This window comes from Citrobacter sp. RHB35-C21, from assembly GCF_013816515.1.
GTDB lineage: Bacteria > Pseudomonadota > Gammaproteobacteria > Enterobacterales > Enterobacteriaceae > Citrobacter > Citrobacter braakii.
In genome coordinates, this window is sequence record NZ_CP057147.1 from 1950970 (window position 1) to 1966151 (window position 15182).

Consider the following 15182-nt stretch of genomic DNA (forward strand, 5'->3'; position numbering starts at 1 on the left):
AGCATGAGACGATTTCTGACGACGCTGATGATCCTACTGGTCGTGCTGGTGGCCGGTTTTTCTGCGTTAGTACTGTTGGTTAATCCGAATGATTTCCGCGCATATATGGTCAAGCAGGTTGCTGCGCGTAGCGGATATCAGCTGCAGTTGGATGGCCCTCTGCGTTGGCACGTATGGCCACAGCTGAGTATCCTCTCGGGGCGCATGGTGTTAACGGCTGAAGGCGCCAGCGAACCCCTGATTCGTGCCGACAATATGCGTCTTGACGTCGCGTTGTGGCCGCTGTTGAGTCACCAGCTCAGCGTGAAGCAGGTGATGCTCAAAGGCGCGGTGATTCAACTGACCCCGCAAACTGAAGCGGTGCGTGGCAAAGATGCGCCCGTTGCCCCAAAAGACAATACCTTGCCCGACCTGGCTGAAGACAGAGGATGGTCGTTTGATATTGCCCGCCTGCGTGTTGCCGATAGCGTTCTGGTATTCCAGCATGAAGACGATGAACAGGTCACGGTTCGCGATATTCGTCTGGATATGGAACAGGATAACCAGCACCGCGGCACGTTTGATTTCTCCGGGCGCGTTAACCGCGATCAGCGTGACCTCGCGTTATCCTTCAACGGCAGCGTTGATGCCTCCGACTATCCGCATAACTTATCCGCGAATATTGAGCAGCTAAGCTGGCAATTGCAGGGGGCCGATCTACCGGCGCAGGGGATCAAAGGCCAGGGACAGTTTCAGGCGCAGTGGCTGGAAGAGAAAAAACAGCTCGCGTTTAGCCAGATTCATTTGACCGCTAACGACAGCTCTCTCGCCGGGCAAGTTCATGTGACATTGTTGGAAAAACCAGAATGGGCCGTCGACCTGAAGTTTGGTCAGCTCAATCTGGACAATCTGCTCGTACAACGTGAGGCTGTGACGACGAACGGTGAAGTTCAGCAAGGTCAGAGTCAGTCAACGCTGGCGCGCCCCGTCATTGCTTCCCAGGTTGATGCCGTTTCGTATCAGGGGCTGAAGGGATTTTCGGCAGACATCGCGTTGCAAGCTGACAAAGTGCTGTGGCGGAAAATGGCGTTTGATAATGTCTCGGCAAAAATTGACAACCAGTTCGGCTTATTGAACGTTACGCAGTTGCAGGGGAAAAGTGACGGCGGGCTGGTGTCGCTTCCTGGTATGCTGGATGCCAGAAAAGGACAGCCGCGAGCGGTCTTCCATCCGCGCCTGGAAGGCGTGGAAATTGGTACTATCCTGAAAGCCTTCGACTACCCCATCGCCCTCACCGGTAAGCTATCACTGGCAGGGGATTTCTCTGGCTCAGATATTGATGCCCAGGCGTTTCGTCATAGCTGGCAAGGGCAGGCCCATGTCGAAATGAGCGATACGCGAATGGAAGGAATGAACTTCCAGCAGATGATACAACAGGCCGTCGAACGTAGCGGTGGGGATGTTAAAGCTCAGCAAAACCTGGATAACGTGACCCGGTTGGATCATTTCGTAACCGATATGACGCTGGATAACGGCGAGGTTATGCTGGATAACATGGCGGGTGAGTCGGCGATGCTGGCGCTGACCGGCAAGGGAACGCTGGATCTGGTGAAGCTGAATTGCGACACGCTGTTTAACATTCGCGTGCTGGGCGGCTGGGATGGCGAAAGTAAGCTGATTAACTTCCTGAAGGCTACCCCGGTTCCTCTCAGAGTCTACGGTCAGTGGCAGGCGCTAAACTACAGTCTGCAGGTCGACCAGATTTTGCGTAAGCATTTGCAGGATGAAGCGAAACGTCGCCTTAACGACTGGGCCGATCGCAATAAAGACTCCCGCAACGGTAAAGATGTTAAAAAGTTGCTGGATAAACTCTGATTCATATTGCCGGATGGCGGTCGATGCCGCCTCCGGCTCGTGATTTACACCTCGTAATCCATCTCTTCTTCACTGTGCAGCGGTATCAGTTGGACTTTTTGCACGCGATGATTTTCCACCTGCAGGGTTTTTAGTCGATAGTCGCCAACCTGAACTTCCTCCCCGGTTTTCGGGATGCGCTGCAAATACTCCATTAACAGTCCGGCAATGGTGTGATATTCACGCTTATCATCTAACGGGATAGGCACATACTGCACCAGATCTTCCAGCGGCATGTGTCCGTTAGCGGTCCATGAACCATCCGCGTTTTTCTGAATGTCATGGCGGGCGTCAATCTCCTCTACCTCATTTGGCAGGTTACCGGCGATGGTTTCCATCACGTCACTGAGCGTTACAATCCCTTCAACTGACCCAAATTCATCGGCCACAAAAGCGAAGTGCGTCCGGGCGTTACGGAACTGCTCCAGCGCCGGAAGCAGCGGCAGAGTTTCCGGGAACACCAACGGCTGGCGAATCAAGACGCGTAAGTCGAGCGGCTCGCCGCGAAGAGATTGCTGCAGCAGGTCGATGACATGCACCACGCCCAGCAAGTCTTCCTGCTCATCTTCGCCGGTGACCACCAGACGCGTATGCTGGTTTTTTTCCAGCAAAGCGCGGATTTCTGTTTCCGGCGCATTGAGGTCGATGTGCTCAATATCATGGCGCGAGGTCATGATACTGCTGACAGTACGCTGATTAAGGTTCAGCACACGTTCAATCATCCGCCGTTCCTGAGGGGCAAAAATTTGGCCTTCATGATGGTCTGCCAGCATGGCCGCGGTTTCGGCATCCAGCTCGGCGTCTTCTTTTTGCCCGCTCAGCAGTCGCATTACCGCCTCGGCGGTGCGCTGGCGCAGGGTATGGTTGGCTGACAGGAAGCGACGGCGGTTAAAGATAGCTAACTGGTTCAATGCTTCTATCATGACCGAGAAGCCGATGGCGGCGTACAGGTAACCTTTCGGAATATGGAAACCAAACCCATCGGCGACCAGACTGAAACCAATCATCAGCAAGAAGCTCAGGCACAGAATGACGATAGTGGGATGGCTGTTGACAAAGCGCGTCAGCGACTTGCTGGCAAGCACCATCAGGCTGATGGCAATAATCACCGCAGCCATCATTACCGCCAGGTGATCGACCATCCCTACGGCGGTAATGACGGAATCCAGGGAGAAGATAGCGTCCAGCACGACTATTTGCGCGACGACGCCCCAGAACTTAGCGCCTTTACGCTGGGTCGGGTTCTCGCTGTCTTTGCCTTCCAGCCGTTCGTTTAGCTCCATGGTGGCTTTAAACAGCAGGAAGAAACCGCCGAACAGCATGATCAGATCGCGCGCGCTGAAGCTCAGGCCGCGAATGCTGAACAGCGGCGTGGTCAGCGTTACCAGCCATGATATTGATGCCAACAGCAGCAGGCGCATGACCATCGCCAGCAGTAGCCCGGTAATACGCGCCTTATCCCGCTGGGCAGGAGGCAGTTTCTCCGCGAGGATGGCAATAAAAACAAGATTATCAATGCCAAGAACAAGTTCGATCACGATTAGCGTGACGAGTCCGGCCCAGATTGACGGATCGGCAATCCATTCCATAGTAAATGCTATACCCATAGTTGTATGACAATTGTCACAATTCGATCATGGGTAAAACTGGCGAAAAATGCAATGGCGAGGAGGGATTTCTCTGTAGCCTATTACAACCAGGTACGGGATATTAGCCTTAATGTAACTACAGGAAATAATATTATTAATTCAAAGCTCTTTAAGAAATATCGCAGGTGGGATATTTCTATATTAACGTTGTCAATATCAATAAAATCCTAAAAATATACAAATTCAACGCTTAATATTAATCTTAAAAGCAAGTTGTCGGTAACTTGTTACCTTGCCTGATATTCGCTTAGCTGCAACAATTCCTCCGGTAATAATCAAAAGATAAATATTTCCTTATCAACCAGCGGCGCTATTCCTGATGCGTTCCCGCTGTGAATGTGATGAAAATAAAGGGGAAGATAAAAATTTAAATTAATCAGTGCATTGGTAGCTAATGAAGCCAGGGGCGGTAGCGTGTCTGGTCGCCTGAGACGAGCCTAAATTATTCTGTCAAGAGACCGCAGATGAATTCATTTTTTTTAGGACAGATGCCAGTTAAATTCCTTTTCAATTAACGGCAAGGTAAATGCGTACAGGCGAAGTCGCTATTTAGATCGCACGTGATAATTACTCTGCCAAAGTGATAAATAATCAATGATGAAATCCAAACTTAAATTGATGCCTGTATTGGTATCGGTAATCTTGATAAACGGTTGTACCGTGCTTCCGGGCAGCAATATGTCTACGATGGGCAAAGATGTGATTAAACAGCAGGACGCTGATTTTGATATCGATCGCATGGTGAATGTTTATCCACTCACCCCACGACTGGTCGAACAATTACGTCCCCGACCAAATGTTGCGCAGCCTAATATGTCTCTCGACCAGGAGATTTCCGGGTATCAGTACCGGGTCGGCCCGGGCGATGTCCTGAATGTTACCGTCTGGGATCATCCTGAACTCACCACGCCGGCCGGGCAGTATCGTAGCTCAAGTGATGCCGGCAACTGGGTGCAGCCTGATGGCACCATGTTTTACCCCTACATCGGCAAAGTTAGCGTGTCAGGGAAAACGTTGGCCGAAATTCGTAGTGATATTACCGGGCGCTTAGCGAAGTACATTGCTGACCCGCAGGTGGACGTTAATATCGCCGCTTTCCGTTCGCAGAAGGCCTATGTCTCTGGGCAGGTGAACAAATCCGGCCAGCAGGCCATCACCAACGTGCCGCTTACCATTCTCGATGCCATTAACGCCGCAGGCGGTCTCACCGAGGCGGCAGACTGGCGCAACGTTGTACTGACTCATAAAGGGCAGGAGCAACGCATTTCACTGCAAGCGCTAATGCAAAATGGCGACCTGAGCCAGAACCGTCTGCTCTATCCTGGCGACATCCTGTTTGTTCCGCGTAATGACGATTTGAAAGTCTTCGTAATGGGGGAAGTGAAAAAACAGAGCACCCTCAAAATGGACTTCAGCGGCATGACGCTCACCGAAGCGCTCGGCAACGCGGAAGGTATCGACCTGACCACCTCCAACGCCAGCGGCATTTTCGTTATTCGTCCATTGAAAGGCGAGGGCGGGAACAACGGCAAGATTGCCAATATCTATCAGCTTGATATGTCCGATGCGACATCGCTGGTGATGGCGACGTCATTCCGACTCCAGCCATACGATGTGGTGTACGTCACTACCGCGCCGGTTGCTCGCTGGAACCGTTTGATCAATCAGTTGCTGCCGACTATTAGCGGTGTTCGCTATATGACGGACACGGCCAGCGACCTTCACAACTGGTAATCATCATGTTTAACAAAATCTTAGTTGTCTGTGTGGGGAACATTTGCCGCTCTCCGACGGCAGAGCGCTTGTTAAGGCAATTTCACCCGGCGCTGACGGTCTCTTCTGCCGGTCTCGGGGCGTTGGTAGGCAAAGGCGCGGACCCGTGCGCCATCAGCGTGGCGCAGGCGCACAACCTGTCACTGGAGAATCATTGTGCCCGGCAGATCTCGGGACGAATGTGCCGGGAGTATGACCTGATCCTGACCATGGAAAAACGCCATATCTCTGCCCTGTGTGAAATGGTGCCGGAGATGCGCGGCAAAGTGATGCTGTTTGGTCACTGGGACAGCGAGCGCGAAATTCCCGATCCGTATCGTAAAAGCCGTGATGCGTTTGACGCGGTGTACGCATTACTTGAACGGTCTGCACGCCAATGGGCTCAGGCATTGAACGCAGAGCAGGGAAAACAATGACAGAAAAAGTAAAACAGTCTGCTGCGCCGGTAACGGGCAATGATGAAATCGATATTGGTCGTCTGGTGGCAACGGTGGTGGAAGCCCGCTGGTGGGTGCTTGGTATTACTGCGGCATTTGCATTATGCGCAGCGGTCTACACGCTGTTTGCCACTCCGATCTACAGTGCGGACGCGCTGGTGCAAATTGAGCAAAATACCGGAAATTCACTGGTGCAGGATATTGGCTCGGCGTTGTCGAACAAACCTCCGGCCTCTGAAGCGGAAATTCAGCTCATCCAGTCACGGCTGGTATTGGGGAAAACGGTAGACGATCTCAACCTGGATATCGCGGTTACCAAAGATACGTTCCCCATTTTTGGCGCGGGTTGGGATCGGTTGATGGGTCGCCAGAACGAAACGGTTAATGTGACGACTTTCACGCTGCCAAAGGCAATGAATGAACAGACCTTCACGCTAAGCGTGCTGAATGACAAAAGTTATCAGCTGGTGAGTGACGGAGGTTTTAGCGCCCAGGGGCAGGTTGGGCAGGTGCTGAAACATGACGGCGTGACGATGCTGGTCGAGGCGATCCATGCCAGCCCTGAGAGCCAATTTACCGTCAGCAAATTCTCCACGCTGGGCATGATCAACACCTTGCAAAATAATCTGATGGTGACGGAAACCGGCAAAGACACTGGCGTACTGAGCCTGACCTTTACCGGTGAAGACCGCGAGCAAATCCGCCAGATCCTTGACAGTATTACCCGCAACTACCTGCAACAAAACGTGGAGCGTAAATCTGAAGAGGCCGCCAAAAGTCTGGCGTTTCTGGCAAAGCAGTTGCCCGAGGTACGTAACCGGCTGGACGTTGCCGAAAACAAGCTGAATGCCTTTCGTCAGGACAAAGACTCCGTGGATTTGCCGCTGGAAGCCAAAGCGGTTCTGGATTCCATGGTGAATATTGATGCGCAGCTTAATGAGCTGACCTTCAAAGAAGCGGAGATTTCCAAGCTGTTCACCAAAGCGCACCCTGCGTACCGCACCTTGCTGGAAAAACGCCAGGCGCTGGAAGATGAGAAAAGCAAGCTGAACGGGCGCGTAACGGCGATGCCGAAAACGCAGCAGGAAATTGTCCGCCTGACGCGTGACGTGGAGTCCGGCCAGCAGGTCTATATGCAGTTGCTGAACAAGCAGCAGGAGCTGAAGATTACCGAGGCCAGTACGGTCGGAGATGTACGCATCGTCGATCCCGCGATTGCCCAGCCAGGCGTGCTGAAGCCGAAAACGACGTTGATTATTCTCGGCAGCATCATTCTTGGTTTGATGCTTTCAGTGGTGGGCGTACTGCTGCGTTCCCTGTTTAATCGCGGCATTGAAAGCCCACAGGCGCTGGAAGAGCATGGTATCAGCGTGTATGCCAGCATTCCGCTATCAGAATGGCAAAAAGCACGCGATAACGTGCAGACTATTAAAGGCGTGAAACGCTACAAACAAAGCCAGTTGCTGGCAGTGGGGAATCCGACGGATCTTGCGATAGAAGCGGTCCGCAGCCTGCGTACCAGCCTGCACTTTGCCATGATGCAGGCGCGCAACAACGTCTTGATGCTGACCGGCGTCAGCCCGTCAATTGGTAAAACGTTTGTCTGCGCCAACCTGGCGGCGGTCGTTAGTCAGACCAACAAACGCGTGCTGTTGATCGACTGCGACATGCGCAAAGGCTATACCCACGAGCTGCTGGGGACCAATAACGTTAACGGTCTGTCTGAGATCCTCATCGGCAAGGGGGATATCTCATCCAGCGCGAAACCGACATCGATTCCACATTTCGATCTGATCCCTCGCGGACAAATTCCCCCCAACCCCTCCGAGTTGCTGATGAGTGAACGCTTTGGCGAACTGATTGCATGGGCCAGCTCGCACTATGACCTGGTGCTGATCGATACCCCGCCAATACTGGCGGTGACCGACGCGGCTATTGTGGGTCGTCACGTTGGAACCACGCTGATGGTGGCGCGTTACGCGGTCAACACGCTGAAAGAAGTGGAAACCAGCCTGAGTCGCTTCGAGCAAAACGGCATTCAGGTGAAAGGGGTGATCCTGAACTCGATCTTCCGCCGTGCCAGCGGGTATCAGGATTACGGTTATTACGAATACGAGTACACCTCGGATTCGAAATAGATTACGAACATTGCCGGATAGCGGCCCACAAAAACATATTTATACCCTAAATAATTCGGGTTGCAGGAAAGCCAACGCAGATGCAACTTGAAGTATGACGGGGATATCTGGGAAACGAAAATGACGACAGACAACCCGCTAATTTCAATTTATATGCCCACCTGGAACCGTCAGCAACTGGCCATCCGGGCGATTAAATCGGTACTGCGCCAGGACTATCCTCACTGGGAGATGATCATTGTGGATGATTGCTCTTCCTCGTATGAGCAACTGCAGCAATTTGTTGAAGAGCTCAACGATCCGCGTGTGTCGTATACGCGTAATCCCACTAACTCCGGAGCCTGTGCGGTGCGTAATCAGGCCATCATGCAGGCCAGTGGGCAATATATTACGGGTATTGATGATGATGATGAATGGACGCCGAACCGCCTGAGCGTATTTCTCAATTATCGCCATCATCTGGTTACGCGGGCGTTTCTGTATGCCAATGACTATGTCTGTGAAGGCGAAGTATATTCGCAGCCGACCAGTTTGCCGCTCTATCCGAAGGCCGTTTATTCGCGCCGTAAATTTTATAAGCGCAATATTATTGGTAATCAGGTGTTTACCTGGGCCTGGCGGTTTAAAGCATGCCTGTTCGATACCACGCTGAAAGCGGCGCAAGATTATGACATTTTCCTGCGCATGGTGGTGGCGTATGGCAAACCGTGGAAGGTAAAAGAGGCAACGCAGATCCTGCATGTGAATCACGGTGAAATGCGTATTACCTCATCCCCGCATAAATTCTCCGGCTACTTTCAGTTCTACCGTAAGCACAAAGGCAAATTTGATCGGGCCAGCAAGAAATATCAGCTGTTTACCCTCTACCAGATCCGCAATAAACGGATGAACTGGCGCACGTTGCTGACGCTGCTTTCTGTTCGCAATAGTAAGCGCCTGGCCGACGGACTGCGAGGACGCTAAGTATGCTGGAAGATTTACGCGCGAACGGCTGGAGTCTGCGACCCTGCTGCATGGTGGTGGCCTATCGGATTGCCCATTTTTGCTCCGTCTGGCGTAAAAAAAATGTCTTGAACAACCTGTGGGCGGCGCCGGTGCTGGTGATGTATCGCCTTATCACTGAATGCGTGTTTGGCTATGAAATCCAGGCCGCTGCATCTATTGGTCGTCGTTTCACCATCCATCATGGCTATGGGGTGGTGATCAATAAACACGTGGTGGCGGGGGATGATTTCACCCTGCGCCATGGCGTCACCATCGGCAATCTTGGCGGCAACGATCTGTCCTGTCCGGTCATCGGTAACGGCGTTGAGCTGGGGGCCAATGTCACTCTGCTTGGCGGCGTTGCCATTGGCGATAACGTGACGATTGGCGCCGGGAGCGTCGTAGTGGATAGCGTCCCGGACAATACGCTGGTCGTGGGCGAGAAGGCACGGGTGAAGGTAATAAAATGAAAATATTACAGTTTAATGTGCGGCTCGCAGAAGGCGGGGCGGCAGGCGTAGCGTTAGATTTGCATCTGAGGGCGCTGGAAAAAGGGCTGTCATCGCATTTTGTCTACGGCTATGGCAAAGGCGGTAAGAAAAGCGTCAGCCATGCGAATTACCCGCAGGTTATCAAACATACGCCACGTCTGACGTCGGCGGCGAACATTGCGCTGTTTCGTTTCGCGAACCGCGACATGTTTGGCAATCTCGACAAGTTGTACCGTACGGTTACCCGCACTTCCGGCCCGCTGGTACTGCATTTTCATGTGTTGCACAGCTACTGGTTGAATCTGGAAGAGGTGGTCACCTTTTGCCAAAAAGTGAAGGCGCATAAACCGGATATCACCTTCGTCTGGACGCTGCACGATCACTGGAGTGTGACCGGGCGCTGTGCCTTTACCGATGGCTGCGAAAGCTGGAAAACGGGCTGTCAGAAATGTCCAACGCTCAGTAACTATCCGCCGGTAAAAATCGATAAAGCCCATCAACAGTTGCCTGGTAAACGGCAGATGTTTCGCGCCATGCTGGCGCTGGGCTGCCAGTTCATCTCGCCCAGTCAGCATGTGGCCGATGCATTCAACAGTCTGTATGGCGTCGGTCGTTGCCGCATTATTAACAACGGCATCGATGTGGCAACGGAAGCCATTCTTGCCGAACTTCCCGCTAAGCATGAGGAAAGCGGCAGACCAAAAATCGCCGTAGTGGCCCATGACCTGCGCTATGACGGTAAAACCAGTCAGCAACTGGTGCGAGCGATGATTGCGCTCGGAGACAAAATTGAGCTGCATACCTTCGGCAAATTTTCTCCGTTTGTCGGGGATAACGTCATCAATCACGGGTTTGAGAGCGATAAGCGCACGTTGATGAGCGCGCTTAACGAGATGGATGGGCTGGTGTTCAGCTCGCGCGTTGATAACTACCCGCTGATTCTGTGCGAAGCGCTTTCCATCGGCGTACCGGTGATTGCTACGCACAGCGATGCCGCGCAGGAAGTGCTGGCGAAATCGGGCGGCAAAACGTTCAGCGAAGCGGATGTTTTGCACCTGGTGCAACTGAAAAGATCAGACATTGCGCAGGCGGTATTTGACACGTCGCTTGCCGCGTTCAGCCAGCGCAGCCGGGTGGCATACAGTGGGCAACAGATGCTGGAGGAGTATGTCTCGTTCTATCAGAATCTGTAGCTATCTGGTGCTACCGCTGCTTTATCTGCTGGTTAACGTCAAACTCGCCCAGCTTGGCGAGAGCTTCCCGATAACTATCGTCACGTTTTTGCCCGTTCTGCTGTTGCTGTTTGTCGAGCGCATCAATATTAAAAAATTAATGATTGCGCTGGGCGTGGGGGGCGGACTGACGGCGTTTAACTATCTGTTCGGACAATCACTGGATGCCAGCAAGTACGTGACGTCCGCAATGCTGTTTGTCTATACCGTGGTGATTATCGGTATGGTGTGGAGTATTCGCTTCAAAACCATTTCGCCGCATAACTACATTAAGATCTTGCGTTTTTTCTGGCTGGTTGTGGGCCTGGTGGTGGGGTTAGCTGCGGTGGAAATGGCGCAGATAATTCTTAGTGGCGGCAGCAGTTTAATGGAAGTTATTTCGAAATATCTTATTTACAGCAATAGCTATGTTCTGAACTTTATTAAGTTTGGCGGGAAACGTACCACTGCACTCTATTTCGAACCGGCATTCTTCGCTCTGGCGTTAATCTCAATTTGGCTCAGTATCAAACAGTTTGGTATCAAAACGCCTAAGTCCGATGCTATGATTCTGGCAGGGATAATATTATCAGGATCGTTTTCAGGGGTAATGACATTTATTTTGTTTTACCTCCTGGAGTGGGCGTTCCAGTATCTGAATAAAGATGCGATAAAAAAGAAGTTGCCGCTGGCGATAATCTCATTAAGCGTGTTTGTTGTTGGTGTGATATTTGCGTTTCCGTACATCGCGACACGGGTTGGAGATTTAGGAACTGAAGGCTCATCATCGTATTATCGTATCGTGGGACCATTAGTAATGGTCGGTTATTCGTTACTTAACGTTGATGGGGTAGTGAGATTCGGCTCACTTTATGAATATGTTGCGTCATTCGGAATTTTTAACGGTGCAGATGTTGGTAAAACGATAGACAATGGCTTGTATCTGCTGATTATTTATTTTTCATGGTTCGCGGTGATATTAGCCCTGTGGTACATGGGGAAAGTCATGAAGATGATGATCAATGCGTTTGGTGATAATCAGAATTATCGGGTGCAGCTTTATCTTTTTACGCCGCTGTCGCTGTTTTTTACAGGTTCAGTATTTAGTCCGGAATACGCATTTTTAATTGTATGTCCGTTTATTTTGCGCAAGGCGCTGAATATAGCGAGGTAGAACGCATGCTGCTCAGTATTATTACCGTCGCCTTTCGTAATCTGGAAGGGATCGTCAAAACTCACGCGTCGTTAGCTCATCTGGCGCAGGCGGGTGATATCAGTTTTGAGTGGATTGTTGTTGATGGCGGCTCCTCTGACGGTACCTCGGCCTTTCTTGAAGGACTCAGTGGAGAGCACCGGTTACGGTTTGTCAGCGAGCCGGATAAGGGCATCTATGATGCAATGAACAAAGGTATCGCTATGGCGCGCGGGCGGTTTGCGCTGTTCCTCAACTCCGGGGATATTCTGCATGCAGATGCGGCTCATTTTATCCGCCAGCTAAAAACGCAGAGCGATAAAGCGATGGTCATTGGCGATGCGTTGCTGGATTTCGGTAATGGTAACAAAATTAAGCGGCGGGCCAAGCCGGGTTGGTATATTTATCACAGCCTTCCCGCCAGCCATCAGGCAATCTTCTTTCCTCTCTCTGGACTGAATGTCTGGCGCTATGATTTGCAATATAAGATATCGTCTGATTACGCACTGGCAGCCAAATTATACAAGTCAGGTTACGCGTTTAAAAAGCTGAGCGGGCTGGTGTCAGAGTTTTCCATGGGTGGGGTGTCAACGACGAATAATCTGGAATTGTGCCGGGATGCAAAAAAGGTACAGCGCCAGATATTACACATGCCAGGTTTTTGGACCGGGTTGTCAGAATATTTACGTCTGCGCACAACCGGTAAAACAAAAACCTTATATGGAAAAGCGTAAGGGTACATTATGCAGGATTTAAGCGGCTTCAACGTGCCGGGAGGTTTTCGCGGCGGCGGTGCCATTAAAGTGCAATTATGGTGGGCAGTGCAAGCCACATTATTTCGCTGGTCCCCGCAGGTAATGTACCGCTGGCGTGCGTTTTTATTACGAATGTTTGGCGCAAAAATAGGAAAAAACGTAGTTATTCGACCTTCAGTAAAAATTACTTATCCGTGGAAATTAACCCTGGGAGATTATTCCTGGGTGGGTGATGACGCGGTTTTATATACGCTGGGTGATATTACGATTGGTGCGCACGCGGTTATTTCGCAAAAAAGTTATTTATGCACCGGGAGTCATGATTATGCCAGTCAACATTTTGATATTAACGCCACACCAATTGTAGTTGGTGATAAATGCTGGCTGGCGACAGATGTCTTTGTCGCGCCTGGCGTGACGATTGGCGATGGCACCGTCGTCGGAGCACGCAGCAGTGTATTTAAATCGCTGCCAGCCAATGTCGTTTGTCGGGGAAATCCCGCAATAGTCACACGCGAACGCGTCGAGAAAGTTACTCCCTGAGGGGATCATTTAAGAGGTAATAACATGTCAAAAGTCGCTCTCATCACTGGCGTAACCGGGCAGGATGGTTCTTACCTGGCAGAGTTCCTGCTGGAAAAAGGGTATGAAGTACACGGTATTAAGCGCCGCGCTTCATCATTCAACACCGAACGAGTGGACCACATCTATCAGGATCCGCATTCGGGCAATCCCAAATTCCATCTGCACTATGGCGATTTGACGGACTCCTCCAACCTGACCCGTATTTTACAGGAAGTGCAACCGGATGAGGTCTATAACCTCGGCGCAATGAGTCATGTCGCGGTGTCGTTTGATTCACCGGAATACACCGCGGATGTCGATGCTATCGGCACCTTGCGTTTGCTGGAAGCTATCCGCTTCCTCGGCCTGGAAAAGAAGACCCGTTTTTATCAGGCCTCCACCTCTGAACTGTACGGCCTGGTACAGGAAATTCCGCAGAAAGAGAGCACGCCGTTCTACCCGCGCTCGCCGTATGCCGTTGCCAAGCTGTACGCCTACTGGATAACCGTCAACTACCGCGAATCTTACGGTATGTATGCCTGTAACGGCATTCTGTTTAACCACGAATCTCCGCGCCGCGGCGAAACCTTTGTCACGCGCAAAATTACGCGTGCGATCGCCAACATCGCGCAGGGGCTGGAGTCTTGTCTGTACCTGGGCAATATGGATTCGCTGCGTGACTGGGGGCATGCCAAAGATTACGTCAGGATGCAGTGGATGATGCTGCAGCAGGACAAGCCGGAAGATTTCGTGATTGCCACCGGCGTGCAGTATTCCGTGCGCCAGTTTGTGGAAATGGCCGCCGCTCAGTTGGGGATTAAATTGCGCTTTGAAGGCGAGGGCGTGAATGAGAAAGGCATTGTGGTTTCCGTAACCGGACACGACGCGCCGGGTGTGAAACCTGGGGATGTCATGATTGCCGTCGATCCGCGCTATTTCCGTCCGGCAGAGGTGGAAACGCTGCTGGGCGATCCGGCCAAAGCACATGAAAAACTGGGCTGGAAGCCGGAAATCACGTTGCGCCAGATGATCTCGGAAATGGTTGCCAACGATCTTGAAGCAGCGAAGAAGCATTCCCTGCTGAAGTCGCACGGTTACGAGGTCGCCATCGCGCTGGAGTACTGAGGATGAAGACACAACGTATTTTTGTGGCGGGCCATCGCGGGATGGTGGGGTCCGCCATCGTCAGACAATTGTCGCAGCGAGATAATGTCGAGCTGGTGCTGCGTACCCGCGACCAACTTAACCTGCTGGACGCCAGTGCGGTGCAGGCGTTCTTTGCCACTGAACGTATTGACCAGGTTTATCTGGCGGCGGCTAAAGTCGGCGGGATCATGGCGAATAATACTTATCCTGCTGATTTTATTTATGAAAACATGATGATTGAGAGCAACATTATTCATGCTGCGCATTTACATAACGTGAATAAACTGCTGTTCCTCGGTTCATCCTGTATTTATCCAAAGCAAGCCACCCAGCCAATAGCCGAAAGCGAACTGTTGCAGGGGCAGCTGGAACCGACCAATGAGCCGTATGCGATTGCCAAAATTGCCGGGATCAAGCTGTGCGAATCGTATAACCGCCAGTATGGCCGCGATTATCGCTCGGTGATGCCGACCAATCTGTATGGGCCGCATGACAACTTCCACCCGAGTAATTCGCATGTGATCCCGGCGCTGCTGCGCCGCTTTCATGACGCTCGCGAGCACAATACGCCGGATGTGGTGGTGTGGGGAAGCGGGACGCCAATGCGTGAATTTCTGCATGTTGACGATATGGCAGCGGCCAGTATCCACGTGATGGAGCTGGATCAGGAAGTCTTGCAGGAATATACCCAGCCGATGCTGTCGCATATCAACGTGGGCACCGGCGTGGACTGCACCATCCGCGAACTGGCGCAAACCATCGCGCAGGTCGTGGGTTACAAGGGGCGCGTTGTGTTCGACGCCAGCAAACCGGATGGAACGCCGCGCAAATTGCTCGATGTTACGCGTCTACATCAGTTGGGCTGGTATCACGAGATATCACTGGAAGCGGGGCTTGCCAGTACCTGGCAGTGGTTCCTTGAAAACCAGCAGCGCTACCGGGGGTAAGC

General features: G+C 51.8%; 13 protein-coding genes. 12 read left to right on the forward strand and 1 reads right to left on the reverse strand.

The features are described from left to right. Positions 1–3: 3 nt before the first annotated feature. Complete coding sequence (gene asmA / locus HVZ39_RS09290) at positions 4–1854, forward strand: outer membrane assembly protein AsmA (protein ID WP_181630327.1); 1851 nt, start codon at positions 4–6, stop codon at positions 1852–1854. Between the two features lie 44 nt (positions 1855–1898). On the opposite strand, the gene HVZ39_RS09295 is transcribed toward asmA, so the two are convergent. Further along, positions 1899–3482, reverse strand: a complete 1584-nt coding sequence (locus tag HVZ39_RS09295) for a TerC family protein (RefSeq protein ID WP_019077138.1) — start codon at positions 3480–3482, stop codon at positions 1899–1901. 654 nt (positions 3483–4136) lie between these two features. Between HVZ39_RS09295 and HVZ39_RS09300 the strand changes: the two genes are divergently transcribed. From HVZ39_RS09300 to HVZ39_RS09350, 11 genes are all read left to right on the forward strand, one after another. Next, positions 4137–5276 carry a polysaccharide export protein gene (locus tag HVZ39_RS09300; RefSeq protein ID WP_047499630.1) on the forward strand — a complete coding sequence of 380 codons (1140 nt, stop codon included), beginning with the start codon at positions 4137–4139 and terminating at the stop codon, positions 5274–5276. Between the two features lie 5 nt (positions 5277–5281). Next, positions 5282–5731, forward strand: coding sequence for a low molecular weight protein-tyrosine-phosphatase Wzb (gene wzb / locus HVZ39_RS09305; protein ID WP_016156925.1), 450 nt, complete (start codon positions 5282–5284; stop codon positions 5729–5731). Continuing rightward, positions 5728–7890 carry a tyrosine-protein kinase Wzc gene (gene wzc / locus HVZ39_RS09310; protein WP_046275965.1) on the forward strand — a complete coding sequence of 721 codons (2163 nt, stop codon included), beginning with the start codon at positions 5728–5730 and terminating at the stop codon, positions 7888–7890. Before wzb ends, wzc begins: the two co-directional genes overlap by 4 nt. A 120-nt stretch (positions 7891–8010) precedes the next feature. Beyond that, positions 8011–8853, forward strand: a complete 843-nt coding sequence (wcaA, locus tag HVZ39_RS09315; protein ID WP_016153592.1) for a colanic acid biosynthesis glycosyltransferase WcaA — start codon at positions 8011–8013, stop codon at positions 8851–8853. A 2-nt stretch (positions 8854–8855) separates the two neighbouring features. Next, positions 8856–9344 carry a colanic acid biosynthesis acetyltransferase WcaB gene (gene wcaB, locus HVZ39_RS09320; protein WP_049281950.1) on the forward strand — a complete coding sequence of 163 codons (489 nt, stop codon included), beginning with the start codon at positions 8856–8858 and terminating at the stop codon, positions 9342–9344. Beyond that, entirely contained in the window at positions 9341–10558 is a 1218-nt protein-coding gene (gene wcaC, locus HVZ39_RS09325) for a colanic acid biosynthesis glycosyltransferase WcaC (protein WP_181633500.1), read from the forward strand. The genes wcaB and wcaC overlap by 4 nt, the downstream gene beginning before the upstream one ends. Continuing rightward, a complete protein-coding gene (gene wcaD / locus HVZ39_RS09330) occupies positions 10533–11750 on the forward strand; it encodes a colanic acid polymerase WcaD (protein ID WP_181633501.1) in 1218 nt (405 codons plus the stop codon). The genes wcaC and wcaD overlap by 26 nt, the downstream gene beginning before the upstream one ends. Positions 11751–11755: 5 nt before the next feature. Beyond that, positions 11756–12502, forward strand: a complete 747-nt coding sequence (wcaE, locus tag HVZ39_RS09335) for a colanic acid biosynthesis glycosyltransferase WcaE (protein ID WP_019077134.1) — start codon at positions 11756–11758, stop codon at positions 12500–12502. 9 nt (positions 12503–12511) lie between these two features. Continuing rightward, positions 12512–13066, forward strand: coding sequence for a colanic acid biosynthesis acetyltransferase WcaF (wcaF, locus tag HVZ39_RS09340; RefSeq protein WP_016153587.1), 555 nt, complete (start codon positions 12512–12514; stop codon positions 13064–13066). Positions 13067–13090: 24 nt separating this feature from the next. Then, positions 13091–14212, forward strand: coding sequence for a GDP-mannose 4,6-dehydratase (gene gmd / locus HVZ39_RS09345; protein WP_016156920.1), 1122 nt, complete (start codon positions 13091–13093; stop codon positions 14210–14212). 2 nt (positions 14213–14214) lie between these two features. Then, a complete protein-coding gene (locus HVZ39_RS09350; protein ID WP_181633502.1) occupies positions 14215–15180 on the forward strand; it encodes a GDP-L-fucose synthase in 966 nt (321 codons plus the stop codon). The last annotated feature ends 2 nt before the right edge of the window (positions 15181–15182 follow it).